This window comes from Sessilibacter corallicola (assembly GCF_021290925.1).
Lineage (GTDB): Bacteria > Pseudomonadota > Gammaproteobacteria > Pseudomonadales > Cellvibrionaceae > Sessilibacter > Sessilibacter corallicola.
In genome coordinates, this window is the sequence record NZ_JAJSLX010000001.1 from 355,970 (window position 1) to 370,611 (window position 14,642).

10 protein-coding genes are annotated in these 14,642 nt (G+C 43.8%); 1 reads left to right on the forward strand and 9 read right to left on the reverse strand.

Going from position 1 to position 14,642, the window contains the following annotated elements:
- Nucleotides 1-121 precede the first annotated feature (121 nt).
- The 8 genes from LU361_RS01420 to cysM all read right to left on the reverse strand — a co-directional run bounded on the left by LU361_RS01420 (nt 122) and on the right by cysM (nt 10,550).
- A complete protein-coding gene (locus tag LU361_RS01420; protein ID WP_233086531.1) occupies nt 122-1,207 on the reverse strand; it encodes a cyclic nucleotide-binding domain-containing protein in 1,086 nt (361 codons plus the stop codon).
- A 147-nt stretch (nt 1,208-1,354) separates the two neighbouring features.
- Nucleotides 1,355-2,149, reverse strand: coding sequence for an undecaprenyl-diphosphate phosphatase (locus LU361_RS01425; RefSeq protein WP_233086532.1), 795 nt, complete (start codon nt 2,147-2,149; stop codon nt 1,355-1,357).
- A 156-nt stretch (nt 2,150-2,305) separates the two neighbouring features.
- Nucleotides 2,306-3,013, reverse strand: a complete 708-nt coding sequence (tsaB, locus tag LU361_RS01430) for a tRNA (adenosine(37)-N6)-threonylcarbamoyltransferase complex dimerization subunit type 1 TsaB (protein ID WP_233086533.1) — start codon at nt 3,011-3,013, stop codon at nt 2,306-2,308.
- Between the two features lie 125 nt (nt 3,014-3,138).
- On the reverse strand, nt 3,139-3,792 hold the full coding sequence (gene adk / locus LU361_RS01435) for an adenylate kinase (protein ID WP_233086534.1): 654 nt from the start codon (nt 3,790-3,792) through the stop codon (nt 3,139-3,141).
- Between the two features lie 354 nt (nt 3,793-4,146).
- Nucleotides 4,147-4,980: a nucleoside triphosphate pyrophosphohydrolase gene (gene mazG, locus LU361_RS01440; RefSeq protein WP_233086535.1), complete on the reverse strand. Its 834-nt coding sequence runs from the start codon at nt 4,978-4,980 to the stop codon at nt 4,147-4,149.
- Between the two features lie 197 nt (nt 4,981-5,177).
- On the reverse strand, nt 5,178-7,427 hold the full coding sequence (gene relA / locus LU361_RS01445) for a GTP diphosphokinase (RefSeq protein WP_233086536.1): 2,250 nt from the start codon (nt 7,425-7,427) through the stop codon (nt 5,178-5,180).
- Nucleotides 7,428-7,768: 341 nt separating this feature from the next.
- A complete protein-coding gene (gene rlmD / locus LU361_RS01450) occupies nt 7,769-9,124 on the reverse strand; it encodes a 23S rRNA (uracil(1939)-C(5))-methyltransferase RlmD (RefSeq protein WP_233086537.1) in 1,356 nt (451 codons plus the stop codon).
- Between the two features lie 538 nt (nt 9,125-9,662).
- Nucleotides 9,663-10,550 (reverse strand): cysteine synthase CysM, encoded by an 888-nt coding sequence (cysM, locus tag LU361_RS01455; RefSeq protein ID WP_233086538.1) that lies wholly within the window; start codon nt 10,548-10,550, stop codon nt 9,663-9,665.
- Between the two features lie 269 nt (nt 10,551-10,819).
- Between cysM and LU361_RS01460 the strand changes: the two genes are divergently transcribed.
- A complete protein-coding gene (locus tag LU361_RS01460; protein WP_233086539.1) occupies nt 10,820-13,747 on the forward strand; it encodes a response regulator in 2,928 nt (975 codons plus the stop codon).
- Nucleotides 13,748-13,787: 40 nt separating this feature from the next.
- On the opposite strand, the gene recO is transcribed toward LU361_RS01460, so the two are convergent.
- Entirely contained in the window at nt 13,788-14,642 is an 855-nt protein-coding gene (gene recO, locus LU361_RS01465; protein ID WP_233086540.1) for a DNA repair protein RecO, read from the reverse strand.

The following is a 14,642-nucleotide window of genomic DNA, read 5'->3' on the forward strand; positions in this document are numbered from 1 at the left end:
TTAGATTTGCTAGAAAAACTCGGGGAAGAAAGGATCAAGACAATAAAGAAAGCAGCGAATGCCTTTCTTTCAAGACTTCGCGCAAAACATGCCGTGAAGTCTTGAAGAGAAACAACGCCAATTATGTATAGCAGTTGCTCGATTGGTTTAAGATAACGGCACTCAAACCCTTCTGTAACAGCAATTGCACAGCAACTTTACTTCTGCATCCTGCGTCATCCGTTACCACGTAGGTGTAACCAGGATCGAGGGAATCCAACGAATCTCTCAATTTAGCCAGTGCGATATTGCGGCTTCCTTGGACTCGATAATGACGATGTTCAATGGGTAAACGAACATCCAATAACTGAACTTGTGGACCGAATTCGTCGATTTGATCTTTTTCGATGTATTTGAATAACGGTTTTTGTAGCAATTCGACGAAATCCTGCTTGGATAAACGCATAACCGCGCCGCTGGTTGTCATGGCAACGGTTGCATTGCGGGTCGTATCACCGACTAGGGACTCTTCACCGAAATAATCACCTATCGTTAAATCGATGGCATCCATACTGTTTTGCGGGAATATTCGAGCACTTCCGCGCGAGACTACGTAAAAATAATCACCTTCGTCGTCTGATTCAAAAATGACATCACCAGCGGTGAGATCAATTTCTTCAAAACGCGAGAAAAGTTGCTGAATATTGCCCGGAGAGACCGACGAAAACAACGGAGAATCGAGCAATTTGCTCATCCAATCACTGGATTCGCTATCGAGCACCGCCGGTTGTGGGTAAGCATAAGCGTCAAGGTAATTGATTTGCGCTGTGACAAAGTCGTCATCATCGCTGCCTTGAGCCTCAACCGGTATATCTTCTTTCGATTGCGATGCCGCCATCACTAAATCCAGCTCTTTTCGATCAACGAGCAAGATTTTGACGTCTTCGATAGCAACGGCAGATTCCTTACTTGGGTTCAGCTCATTCAACGCATAATCGGACTTTTCAGCTCCGGTGTTGATTTCGCGGCTTTCAAAATTAGCATCAACTAACTTTACTCGCCCCTCAAGTAAGAAATAAAGTTTTGGCAACTCCTTGCCGCGTTTAAATACAATTTTTCCCTTTGCGTAGCTTTCAACTTCAGCCTGTTCGCAAATATGGCTCAAGTATTCTGGAGCCAAGGATGAGAAAGGGTGAAATCTAGTCAACTGTTTTGGCACAACCGCCATAAGGGGAACTCCTCCAATCGTAGCTTTCACGTATTACTGCATTGTAGTCAAGCTGTTAGAAATAAAGTTGATACGCTCCAAGATGGTTTCGTGAGGCCAGTCATGTTTTCGCAAATTTCTGACTCAACATTCAAATGAATCCTGGATTTACCAAAACATAATCAGTAACAGCCCACCTAAAATCATGCGATAAATCACAAACGGCAACATGCCAATTCGCTCAATAAAGGCGAGAAAATAATGAATACATAAATAAGCACTAATACCCGACAACACGGTACCAATAGCCAAATCAATCCAGGCGATGCTGCCTGTCTCAATTAATTCGTAAGTTTTAAACAACGCCCCCAAAACAATGATGGGAATTGACATGAAAAAAGAAAATCGCGCCGCGTCAACACGGGTAAAACCCAAAAATAAAGCCGCAGTAATCGTAATGCCCGATCTCGACGTGCCAGGTATAAGTGCCATTGCCTGAGCAATACCAATGATTAACGCAGTAATAATTCCTATCTGATAAATATTTTTAGAAAGTTTTTGTTTTCGATCAGCAAACCAAAGTGCAACCCCAAACACTAACGTGGTTATAGCAATCACAAACCCTGAACGAAAATTTGCTTCTATATAGTCATTAAATAAAAGTCCGGCTAAACCCGCTGGAATCGTGGCGACAATAATCATCCACGCCAAATGGCTGTCTTGATTAGCACCTTGTGCACCAAACTGTGAAAACCAAGCGACAATCATTTTGCCGACATCTTTTCGAAAATAAGCCAGCACAGCGATTAATGAGCCAAAATGAACCGCAACATCAAACGCCAACCCCTGATCGGGCCAGCCCAATACTTCTTTGGGCAAAATTAAGTGCGCTGAACTCGAAATAGGCAAAAATTCAGTAATGCCCTGGATCAGCGCTAGTAAGATAATTTGAATAATATCCATTCGTTAAGTCATCCTTGTGGTAAGCAGACGGCGATAAACTTGAGCATGTGTCAAATTATCTGTATTAAAAATTAACGAGATTGAATAATAAGATTAGAAGCATCTTATCAATAAAATTAGAAGGGAATTTAAAAATACTTGTAAAGTTTGCTAAATCTACACTAGGTTCTCAGTCCGAATTCGGACACGCTTTTCCCACGCGACGTCATCACGTAAATACACCGGTTGGGCATTTTCAACGGACATCACATTACCGTTCAAGAACTCACGTTTAGCCAACCCGAGAATATCTTCCGCAGTGACCGATAAATCAGACATTTCTGGAGAAGAAAATTCAGCGAGCTGTTCAATCTTCCAAGCAGAGCCCACAAAACACGCCGTTTTTAATTGCAACTGGGATGCCGGTTCTTTCGCAGCTTCAATACCAATCACAGATTCTGCGTTGTGAAGTACGGTTGTGCCATTAACAACATTAAAACAGCCCAAATACACTTCCGACATTCTAGCGTCGAATCCAGCAACGACCGTTGAACCTTCCGGTAATAAGAGGTTTCTCTGCGCGCTGTACGCCAAACCTTCCAACGTAGAAATTGGAATCACAGGAATTTCTGCGCCATAGGCCAACCCCTGAACCACACTCATGCAAATTCTTAGGCCCGTAAAAGAACCTGGACCGCGACCAAAGGCAATGGCGTCCAAATCTTTGAGCGTAAAACCCGCCTGATCCAGCACCGTTTGTACTAATGGCAGGAACATTTTGGCGTGTTGACGAGGTTCGTGGCGAATTTGAATGTAGTCTTGATGGCCGTCAGTCAATGCCACACTGCAGGTTTCAGCGGAAGATTCTAGGGCAAGTATTTTCAAAGGAGTGTCTTGTATGAATAGCGATTGGAAATAGATTTTTTACAGTAGAGAAAAGTTTATCAAATTTACCAACAAAAAAACGCCCCAAAGGGGCGTTTTTTAAAAGAGTTGTAAGCGCTGCAAACTTATTTGAATACAGCGAATACGCGCTCTTTGATTTCGTCAACACTGCCAACACCAGGAACTCTGGTGAAAACAGCCGCAGGAGCATCGCCCTGAGATTCTAGGTTGCTGTAGAAGTCAACCAATGGCTCGGTTTGCTCGTGGTATACCGCAAGACGCTTACGAACGGTTTCTTCGGTATCGTCTTCACGTTGAATTAACGGCTCACCAGTTTCGTCGTCCAAGCCTTCTTGCTTAGGCGGATTGTGGATAACGTGATACACACGACCAGAAGATTCGTGAACACGACGACCGCTCAAGCGAGCAACAATTTCTTCGTCTTCAACGTGAATTTCCATGACGTGGTCGATGACAACACCCGCTTCCAAAAGCGCTTCTGCTTGTGGAATAGTGCGAGGGAAACCGTCGAACAAAAAGCCTTTTGCACAATCGTCTTCTGCAATTCGCTCTTTTACCAAACCGATAATAATTTCATCAGAAACCAGACCACCAGATGCCATAATATCTTTAACCTGAAGGCCTAATGGGGTTTCGTTCTTCACTGCTGCACGCAACATGTCACCAGTAGAAATTTGAGGGATGGAATACTCATCCATAATAAGCTTAGCTTGAGTACCTTTACCCGCACCTGGTGCACCGAGAAGAATGATCCGCATACACGTAGCTCCTATAGTTTTTTAACTTTATAAAATTAATAACTGTTCAAATCGATTCGATTGCGAATATTTTCTATTTAGCTATCGCTTTTGGCGGCTACCTTACACGGGCGTAGGGTTTATCTCAAGTTAGCAGTTAGTCTACATTTTGGCAGAAAAGGTAACCTGAAAGTTGGAAGTTTGGAGAAAATAGCCACAGTTTTTGCGCTTTTAGAAGAACTTTCTTCATTCTGTAACCGGATACTTTTAGTCATATTGGCACACTATTCCAACAATTGTCGCCCGTAATTTGTTGCAATGAACACGAATAACGGTGAAACACACGTGACTATGAGTCGTGAAAAACGACCATCTTTATAGAATTTCTTTCGCCTTCACTTCTTCCCAAGCTTGATCAATATCGTCACTTTCAGCGCTGTGGAAACTGCCGCCTAAATCTTCAAGGTGGGACTCTACCCCTTGGATACGCCTTTCAAACTTACGATTGCTGTCGCGCAAACAATTTTCTGCATCGAACTTTAAGAAGCGCGCGCAGTTCACGGTCATAAACATCAAGTCGCCCAACTCTTCGTAGACTTTGCTTTCGTTGTGCTCACTTGGGTTGTTGGTTTGATCGGCCAAAGCCTGTTTGAGTTCGTTCAGCTCTTCATCGAGCTTATCAACCACGCCTTCAAGATCCCGCCAATCCCAACCGGCTTTTGCAACGCGCTTTTGTAATTTCTGCGCGCGACTGAGTGCCGGTAAACCCACGGGAACGTCGGCAATAACACTTTTGTGGCCTTTCTCTTCTCGCTCTTGGCTTTTTATATTTTCCCAACTCGCTTTGATTGCGTCTTCGTCTTTTGCTTGAAGATCAGTTCTGTTTTCTCCGTATAAGTTACCGTCAGGAAACACATGCGGGTGGCGACGCACGAGTTTGGTAACAATATTGTCGACAACCGAATCAAAACTGAACAAATTGCGCTCTTTGCCAAGCTGACTGTAGAAAATCACTTGAAACAACAAATCGCCTAACTCCTCGGCGAGGTGATCTAAATCGCCGCGCTCAATCGCGTCTGCGACTTCGTAGGCTTCCTCAATAGTGGAAGCTGTAATCGTATGAAAATCTTGTTGCAAATCCCAAGGACAGCCGGATTCAGGATCGCGCAATCGCGCCATAAGATTCTGAAGATCTTCAATGGTATGCATAGATAAATTACCTTTCGGTTTGGCAATGATGAGTCTAATTTTGTGTGGAGGATAACGTAAATTCCCGCAAATCAGTGACTTTTTAAACAAAAAAAGGGAGCTTCTGCTCCCTTATCTCAAACGACTATTCTCAAATCGACTATGTTCAAAATGTAATGGCCAAGATGTAACGGCCAAATTGCTCAAACCAGTCGTAATCAATGCGTACTTTCCATTCGCTGCTTTCGCCGTGCTGAGGCTACGTTTGGCAACTGATTCAATTTCGCCAGAATGCGGCTCAGCTCTTCGAAACTGCGGATATCAATGGTGAACAGCATATCAACCGTGTTCAGACTCTTATCAGACAAGGTTTGTAGCGCACTGACGTTGATTTTCTGATTATCAAGTAAGGTAGTGATGTCACGAAGCAAGCCGTGACGATCGAAAGCTTCGACGATAATATCCACGGAATAAACCTGCTGTGGTGCCTCACCCCAATCAACTTTGATGATTCGCTCGGGTTCGTCTTCGGACAGATGCAAGATGTTTTGGCAATCTTGACGGTGAACCGCAACCCCTTTGTTTTTCGTGATGTAACCAACAATGGCATCACCAGGAACTGGATGACAGCAATTAGCGATGTTCGTCAGCAAATTACCAACACCGTCAATGTACAAATCTGCCCCTACATCTGAAGAGGCTCGCGATGTCAGCGAGAACGACGGCTCATCGGGCTCTTGAGTACCGAGCAATTTTTGCGCAGCATTTAATACCTGATGAACGCCCAAATCACTGGCTCCAACCGCTGCGTAAAGATCATCCAGGGAATTAAGCCCCGTAACCTGCGCCAGTCGATCAAAATCGAGCTCTTGAATCGCCATTCTTCGAAACTCACGATCGAGCATAACGCGACCGTCGGCAATATTTTGATCGCGCGCCTGCATTTTGAACCACTGCTGGACTCGTGCTCGGGCTCTGGAGGTACGCAGATACCCTAAATCCGACGACAACCAGTCTCGACTCGGCGCTTCGCGCTTACCTTTGAGGATTTCAACCTGATCGGAGGTTTGCAATTGGTGATTCAAAGGAACAATGCGGCTGTTTACCTTTGCGCCTCGGCAGCAATGGCCGATATCGGTGTGAATCTGGTAAGCGAAATCCAACGGGGTAGCGCCCTGGGGCAAATCGACGATATGACCTTCAGGGGTGAAAACGTAGATACGATCTTGTTCAATGCCATGGCTGAGGTGATCTTCCAGAGGATTGCCACCGCCGACTTCTTCGTGCCACTCAAGGACTTGGCGCAACCAGGAAATTTTGGCTTCGTAGCTGTCGGCCTCATTGTCGTCATCCGTGCCTTTATAGCGCCAGTGAGCACACACGCCAAATTCGGCTTCTTCGTGCATGGCTTGCGTTCGAATTTGAACTTCCAGCACTTTCTGTTTTGGACCAATAACTGCGGTATGAAGTGAGCGATAACCGTTTTCTTTAGGAGAAGCGATGTAATCATCGAACTCATTGGGAATGTTTCGCCACAGAGAATGAACGATGCCTAATGCCGCGTAGCAATCGCGAACCGTTGGCACCAGTATTCTCACCGCACGAATGTCGTACACCTGAGAAAAACCGATGGCTTTGCGCTGCATTTTTCGCCAAATGCTGTAGATATGCTTAGCGCGCCCCATAATGGAGCCATGAATATTCGCTTTATCCAGCTCGGTCTCTAGCGTTTCAATAACATTGTCGATAAAGCCCTGACGATCCAAGCGGCGTTCATCGAGCAATTTCGCAATGCGTTTGTATTCTTCACTGTGGAGGTAGCGAAATGCCAAATCCTCCAGTTCCCATTTAATGTGCCCAATGCCTAAACGGTGGGCTAACGGGGCATAGACTTCGGAGACTTCGCGAGCAACCTTGGTACGCTTTTCTTGTGGCGCAGATTTCAGCGCCCGAATCATGATGGTTCGTTCTGCCAACTTGATTAACGCAACACGAACGTCATCAACGATAGCAATCAGCATTTTTCGGACTTTTTCGGTTTGCTCTTGGGATTCGCGACCAAACACTTCTTCGTTGGTGTCATTACGCATGCTGGTAATGATCGCCATCCCTGTGACTCCGCGAATCAGCTTAGAAACCTCTTCGCCGAAGTTATCTTCTATTTGATCGAGTTGGAGCTTTTTCTCACGAACGGCTCGGTAGCACAAAGCGGCCACCAAAGAGGAGCAATCAAGCTTCAAATCGGCCAAAATTTCGACCATTTCTAAGCCCGACTTAAAACTGCTGTGATGCCATGGGTGGTTCTCAGGACCTTCCATATCGGCGGTCTGTGAAAGCTCAATCGCCTTAACGAGGTTGCCACAACCTTCGTCACTGAGGCCAGCTGTGGCGGCAATTTGTTCAACCCATGTATTAATGTCTACCTCCCCGCCTGCATCGAGAGGTATATCTTCGCGAACTTTAACCATGTGTAGCCTTTATAATATTCTGTCGTCGGACTGCTCGTCCTGCTGAATTTTCCTTTTCTTTATCAAGCCAATTAGGCGCGAACTCATTTCCACAGATCGACAACAGGCCAATCTCAAATTCAGTCGGTACACTGATTAGTTATTTGGCAATGGCCTTTTGAGCAGTCATTGCTGGAATAAAAGTTTGATACTCGTTATGGATAAATTGTTTACAAATCTAGGCCGCGATTAGCCCTTTACTAATAACCTTTACTAATAACCTTTACTGCTAAACTTTTACTACTAAATAGATCGCCCCATTTTTGGGCTTAATTAATAAGCTCATTCAAGGCACGTTGCTGCTATTTTTTGCGCACAAAACTTGCTACTGCCTCACTGTGGTGCGTATAGGCAAACATGTCGATTAGCCCCAAACTGTCTAGCTGATAACCAAACTGTTGAAGTGCCTTGGCATCCCTTATTAAGGTTGCTGGATTACACGACACGTAGACCAAAGATTCAGGTTGGAGTTTCTCTATCAGCGCCATTGTATTTTTCGCGCCAGCACGAGGAGGATCCAATAAAACGCCCTGAAACTGCCCTTTTAGCCAGGTAGGTGACTCCGCAGCGTGCAAATCTGCGGCCACAAAAGACGCATTATCTGTACCAGATCTTTGTGCATTGACCTCGGCTTTAGCCACCATTTCTTCGTGCAGCTCAACCCCAACGACACTGCCCACTTTCTGCGCCAGAGCAATCGAAAAATTACCAATGCCGCAGAATAAATCGAGTACGTTGGCAGTATCTGGATTTTTCATGCCCGCACACAGTAACTCCACGGCCTGCGAAACCATTGCTTCATTCATGCCCTGATTGGCCTGAATAAAATCACTGGGGCTGAACAGCAGTTCTAACCCTAAATTCGGCATTTTCACGGTGTATTCGGGAGAAATTTGCGAGCTTTGATACAACGACATCTGACTTCGGTTTTTTAGCCAAACATCTGTTTCAAACCCCAATGACTCTAGCCCTTCAGTCAAAACCTGAAGGTCCTGATCATTAATGGATTTCGAATACGACAAAATCAGCGCTAAGCGACTGTTGTCATCCGTGATGTCAATTTGATCGATGCGAGACAGGACTGATTGAGACTCAGCCCATTGCTTAATCACCTGGAAAGCGTCATCGATGCGTTGATTCAAAACCGAGCAGGTTTGAATACCGACAATGTTTTTGCTGGATTTCTCACGAAAGCCGATGACGCGTTGCTTGTTTTTATCGAACCAAACAGAAAACTTCGCGCGGTTTCTATAGCGAGAGGACTGATCCGTCAGCGGATCAAGCGTGACCCTAGGTTCAATACCTGCGTGCTTTTTTAAGCTTTGCAGTAGGTTGTCTTGCTTAAATTGAAGCTGATGTTGCCGATCGAGGTGCTGCCAATCGCAACCGCCACACTCTTCGTAGTGACGACAAAATGGTTCGCGACGGTACGAAGCAGGAGAAATAACAGACACGGTTTCACCGGTCAAGTGACCCTTTTCTTTTCCTGTAAAACGCACCAAACAGCGCTCACCCGGTAATGCACCGTCAACAAACACAGTTTGTCGTTGATGATGAGCAATACCTCTCCCCTCACTGGACATACCGTCAATCGTCAATTCTGCCTTCTTTGGAAGCGAAGGCCGAGAGGTACGCGAAGGGGTAAATAGCTTAACCAAAAAAACAACTCCTAACGTTTATGCTCTGATCAAGTAATACGTGCATGAACAAAGTGCTAGCACAGCATTACTCACATTTATAGCAATCTATTTAATACTGAATGTTTAAAACTGAAATAGGTGCATTATAGAGATCGAACGATTAGAAATTTAGAATTGATTAATGAAAATGGCGAGAATCATGACAATATGAATTTAATTTTTATTATTAATAGGAATCCATTGAGGCCAGTGTATGAAGTACGCAAAGGTATTAACATCCGACCTTAGTAACACAGCTAAAATACTGCACTGCTAAGCGGGTTATTGTAACAAATATTCCAGCGACCTTTAGAACTTTTTAGCTTTCAAAAACTATTAATCGCCATAAATTAATATATAAGTGTGTTAAACAATCGTTAAAAAGAAAGGAGAAAATCCGTGGTAGAAGCCCGTACGAGCAAGACTTCTACATCACGACAATCGAAACTAATAACTCAGCACCTTAAAAACCGGAAACTACGTCATTAACTTTTTGAAGAGAATATTGAACAGTTGGTTAATTAAATACACCAGACGATAAGTACCGATCACCGCGATCACAAATAATAGCGACAATTACCGCATTTTCTACTTCTTGACTTAAACGCAATGCTCCCGCAACCGCGCCACCAGAAGACACACCACAAAAAATACCCTCTTGCTCAGCCAAAGCGCGCATCGTATTTTCTGCTTCTTGTTGCCCCATATTGATAATCGAATCAACACGAGTCTCGTCAAAAATAGACGGTAAATATTCTTTGGGCCAACGTCGAATTCCGGGAATGGACGCGCCGTCTTCAGGTTGAAGACCAATAATTTGAATGTCTTTGGATTTCTGTTTTAGAAATCGCGATGTTCCCATGATTGTGCCCGTGGTACCCATTGAACTGACAAAATGAGTAATTTTGCCGTGAGTCTGCTCCCAAATTTCTGGGCCAGTGCCTTCGAAATGGGCTTCCGGGTTATCCAAATTAGCGAACTGATCGAGAACGATACCTTTACCTTGGGCCTGCATTTCCAAGGCGAGATCACGCGCGCCTTCCATACCTTGTTCTTTTGTCACAAGAATAAGCTCGGCACCATAAGCAGTCATTGCGGCTTTACGTTCATCGGTTGCGTTATCCGGCATAATTAAAGTCATGCGAATGCCTTTAATCGCTGCTGCCATCGCCAAGGCAATACCGGTATTGCCGCTGGTTGCCTCAACAAGCGTATCGCCCGGTTTAATATCACCGCGCGCCAGTGCTCGGTTAATCATTGAAAGCGCTGGACGATCTTTTACGGAGCCGGCCGGGTTGTTACCTTCTAATTTCACCAATAGGGTATTGGTTGTGTTGCCCGGCAAACGCTGCAACCTGACTAGTGGTGTATTTCCCACATAAGCTTCTATCGTTGGAAATTCCATATTTTACCTTTACCAATTCTCGCCGTCGGTAGAAAAGACGACACTGTACACGGCTCTCAATGGGAGTTGAAGTAAACGAGCCTCTGATTCAGCGCTATATTACTTGAAACCACGGACAAGAACCGGAATTAATCAAGCGTGTAAATAATAGGTGACTTGTCAATTTTGACAGATAATTTAAAAATCTGCTCACTAAATAGCACACATAAATTTCAACATAGGTTTACAATGAGTGTTATTCCTACTTAACAACTTCTACTGTTTAGAATATGTACTTTAGGCAAGTTCAGCATCTGCTGCGTAAACTCACGCTCATCCCAATATTTATTACGGCTCTCGTCTTAGGCATCGCACTTGCGACGTTCTATTATTTTGAAACCAATAAGACCTCGCGTGAGCAGCTAAAAAATTTAGCGTCCATCGCTGCAGAATTAAGTAGCCCCTATTTAGACAACAACCTTCAACAGTCCTTACAGCGTTCGCTGTCGGCTATTATTCAACACGAACAAGTTCGAAGCGTGCGGCTGCTGAATACCGAACGAAATATTGTGGCGCATCTTGGTCCGCGATATATCAGGAAATACCCTGTCGATAATTGGCTCAACAATACCGTTGAGTTCTCCATGATTGAATCAGACACTCTGAGAATTGCCCACCCTGTGTTTTCTCAAAACCAGGGCGAAATTATTGGTTGGATCGACATTGCTTTCGACACCAATCAAAGCAAGTATCTTTACATTGAAATGATCTTGGCAATTTTGGCCATTTGCTTTATTTCTCCTGCAATTATTGCCTTGTTTTTGCAAGACCGAGTCGGTCGATTAAAACCTGAATTACAAGAAATCGAACAGAGCGTGCATTCGATAATTCAAGGCGATTACAGCCACAGAATCGACGCAAACCCAGACAGTTCATTGGCACCAATGATCGAAGACATCAATGCCATCGCGGATTCTGTCACAAACGCTCAAGCGGATTTAAAACAAAATATTGAGCACTCTTTAGCAGAGCTGCAAGAGACGATGGAAACGATCGAAATTCAAAATATTGAATTAGACATCGCCCGCAAAAAAGCATTGGAAGCCAGCGAAGTTAAATCAGAATTTTTGGCCAATGCCAGCCATGAATTTAGAACACCGTTGAACGGAATTATAGGGTTCACGCAGTTACTGCTCAAAGGCGATACCTCGGAAATACAGCAAGAGTATTTGAGAACCATTGAATCGTCGGCGCAAGGCTTGCTCACCATCATCAATGATATTTTAGACATATCTCACATTGAAGCAGGCACGGTAAAACTCGACTTTATTCCCATGCAGCTGGATTCGGTAATTGAAGAAACCTTGCAAATTCTGGCGCCGACAGCATTCGACAACCTGCGTGAGCTTCATTATCAAATCGACCCTAAATTACCGAAAGATGTGGTCAGCGACCCGCTGCGCATCAAGCAAATTCTCACCAATTTACTCAATGGTGCCATTGAGTTTTCAAGCCAGAAAGATATTTCTGTTTGCATTTCAACAGATCAAGAAACCAATGTTAAAAACCTGGCGACCAACACACAAAATTACTTGTTTGAAATCACTGGTTTCGACAGTGCATTAAATCTGGATACAGAAACCGCACTGCGAGCGTTTGCCAATTTAGACTCAGGCTCAAGCCGAAACACCGCAGAAAATGGTTTAGGGTTAGCTATTTCGAAAGGGCTAATTAAAGCCTTGGGTGGAACCATGGGCTATCGAGAAAATACCAGCAACCCGTCGCTGTGGTTCTCGATTCCATTGACCGAAGGCCAATCCAAAAATACCGACACCAAAAAAGCGCTATCTGGTATTTCTATTTTGGCGTGCAGTGAAAATCCATCAATGCTGGCACAGTTAAAGAGTCATTTGAGTGCCTGGAAAGTCAACGTTACTGAATCTAAGAATTTAGATTCTATTCTCAATCGACTACAAAAGCTAAAAGACCAAAATAGAGTCCAGCAATTATTAATCATTGATGTTCCCGTAGAAGAGAACAATCACACGGCAACCAGCTTTCTCGATCAGATAACTTATCAAGTTAATAATGACTTCCGCTGCAAAACTATTTTAATCACCACTCCAGCAAAACAGCGCGAATTAACCGAAGCTCAAGTCAATCGTGCAGTAACCTATTGTAATAAACCCGTGGTTCACGAACGATTGTACAAAACGATTTGTAATCACTTAAATATCACCAAACATATCACCAGCAAAGCACCGGTATCTGAATTTTTATTATCGGGAAGAAAACTAAAAATTTTAGCTGTGGATGACAACCCAGCTAATTTGATGCTCGTTCGTGAATTTTTGAGTAATTTAGGAATTGACGTTACTACAGCAAATACCGGCCAAGACGCAATCAAAGCGTGCGAAAACAAACGATTCGACATGATATTTATGGATATTCAAATGCCAGATATCGACGGAATTGCAGCCACTAAAGTTATCAGAGAAAACCAACCTGCGGGTCTGCGCACTCCCATTGTTGCGCTTACTGCCCACGCCGTGAATGATCGTAAATCGGAATTATTGCTGGCTGGCCTCGATGATTATCTAAGTAAACCCATTACCCAAGAACAGCTTTCACATGTGATTCAACGCTGGTGCCAAGGAGTACAAAAGTCCACCGCTGCTAACAAGGTCGCGCAACAATCTCAGGAATTACTGAATCCAAAAGCTGACGATGACATTATTCCGGTTGAAGTCACCACCATTGCAAGCTCAACAATCAATCATAATGATCAAGCGCTGGATGAGATCAATCTAGAAAGTCCGACAAAACCAAGCAATGCTGCACCCGCAATTTCAGAGCAGAAAATCGCGAAGCCCGTCGATATTCAACAATGCATTCAGTTAAGTAACAAAAATGTTCGTCTTGCCAAAGAAATGCTGACGCTGTTGTTAACGTCTTTGCCAGACAGCCTAAAAACCATTAAAAAGTCTGTTGATAATAACGATATGGAAAAACTGGAAGACGTGGTCCACAAGCTGCGCGGAGGCTCCAGTTATACCGGTGTTCCCAAACTTGCAAAAGCATCTACCGAGTTAGATAAATTGTTATTTAAAAAGGAATACCATCGTATTTCACCAAGTTTAGCGAGTACCACAGAAGCTATTGAAGAACTCATAAGTTGGCACAACGAGTACGATCTAGACGGCTTATTTTTTGACTAGAGCCCACAAACAGCGTTAGGAATCTCAGATTAAAATCGTATTATTCAGAGATTCCTTTCATTTTGTTCATTTCAGTTTCGCTTGTTTTATCTCCGCCCATTTTAGTCTCAATCATTTTTTTAATCATTTGCGCGTACAGCACTCGACTATTGAGTGGTTTACCATTGAGCAAAAAATCAATCATGCGACGGGTAATAATCTTAGCGGATTTTAAAGCGTCTCTGTTGTCGTAATTTCCTTCTGCGATGGCCAACAAATGCGAGCCCGGAAACAATGGATTTACTTTCGATGAAGTGGGCGCTCTGGCAACATCCATCGTACTATCTATAGTACTATCCATAGCATTCATGTGAGCTTGCTCTTCGATGAAACCAACATTCGTCAAAAAGTAATAGTGATTAGCGCTACTAATTGCTTTCCCGGTACTCGAACAAACACTGAGATTTAACCCGTAGCCAAGCTCTCTCAACAATAAAAACTCAAACTTACGAAGGATTTTTTCTTGTTCTTTCTGATCGGTATTGGTTTTTAAAAATTCCAAGCATTCCATATAAACACTGAAAAGCTCGATATAAGCATCGCCAGAGCCGATTAGCTTTAAGAGCAGCTCATTCAAATAATAACCGCAGTAAACGTTTAAACTTGGAAAATTCTGAAACGATTGCGTGATTTCAATATGGGATAGACTTTTTAAATCCGTCCGCCCGGTCCAAGTGATCTGTACCGGTTGAAAGGGACGAAATAGAGACAATTTATTTTTACTGCCACGAACACGTTTAGCAACAGCAGAAACACGTCCGTGGTTGGCGCAGAAAAAATCAACTAATAAACTGGTTTCTCGGTAATTGCGAGAATGAAGAACATAGGCAGGTTGAAGATTCTGACTGGGATTCAC

Coding starts and splice junctions, on each gene's coding strand:
- mazG (WP_233086535.1), bottom strand. CDS start 4,980: ATGCATACCATTGAAGATCTTCAGAATCTTATGGCGCGATTGCGCGAT.
- relA (WP_233086536.1), bottom strand. CDS start 7,427: ATGGTTAAAGTTCGCGAAGATATACCTCTCGATGCAGGCGGGGAGGTA.
- adk (WP_233086534.1), bottom strand. CDS start 3,792: ATGCGGATCATTCTTCTCGGTGCACCAGGTGCGGGTAAAGGTACTCAA.
- cysM (WP_233086538.1), bottom strand. CDS start 10,550: ATGGAATTTCCAACGATAGAAGCTTATGTGGGAAATACACCACTAGTC.
- LU361_RS01420 (WP_233086531.1), bottom strand. CDS start 1,207: ATGGCGGTTGTGCCAAAACAGTTGACTAGATTTCACCCTTTCTCATCC.
- LU361_RS01460 (WP_233086539.1), top strand. CDS start 10,820: ATGTACTTTAGGCAAGTTCAGCATCTGCTGCGTAAACTCACGCTCATC.
- LU361_RS01425 (WP_233086532.1), bottom strand. CDS start 2,149: ATGGATATTATTCAAATTATCTTACTAGCGCTGATCCAGGGCATTACT.